Source organism: Xanthobacter autotrophicus (assembly GCF_030015065.1).
In the GTDB taxonomy this organism is placed as follows: domain Bacteria; phylum Pseudomonadota; class Alphaproteobacteria; order Rhizobiales; family Xanthobacteraceae; genus Xanthobacter; species Xanthobacter autotrophicus_D.
Genome location: NZ_JAIVFN010000380.1, coordinates 1 through 466 on the forward strand (window position 1 = coordinate 1; position 466 = coordinate 466).

A 466-nucleotide genomic window follows, 5' to 3' on the forward strand; every position below is an offset into this window, starting at 1 on the left:
GCGCCTCGATGCCATCAGTAGCGACCAATGTCTCGTCTCCATCCCCTCTCAAAATGGGCGGGAACCGGCCCCTGAAATCTGGCTTCTGCTTCTCACCTTCGAACGGAAGGATCTGCATCAGGGCCCCGTCAGCACGCCGGCCGCACAGCACTGCATTGCCAGTTCCGGCATCCACCTTCAGCACCCCTTGCGCCCAAGCCATCTTGATGGCATCGACGTTAATTTCCCGTGCAAGCAGATCATCCATCACAGCAGCGACCTGCGCGTTGGAAGCGCCCTCCACCTCCGGCAGCGGCCGGTCTTTCAGCTGGATGTTCTGCGATTTCGACGCCTTGGCCCTCTCCTTCTGCTCAGCCAGGATGACCCCCCGATCAACAAGCCCGCCATGGCTGTCTTGCCATAGGTGGTCCAGCGTGGAGGCCTTGTCGTTTTTCCTGGACCAGCTTTTGGCCAGGGAAGCCAATAC

1 protein-coding gene is annotated in these 466 nt (G+C 60.1%); it reads right to left on the minus strand.

What is annotated here, in order from left to right; translation table 11 throughout:
- Window positions 1–466 (minus strand): hypothetical protein (locus K9U40_RS23625; protein ID WP_282892496.1); only part of this gene is annotated, 466 nt, incomplete at both ends.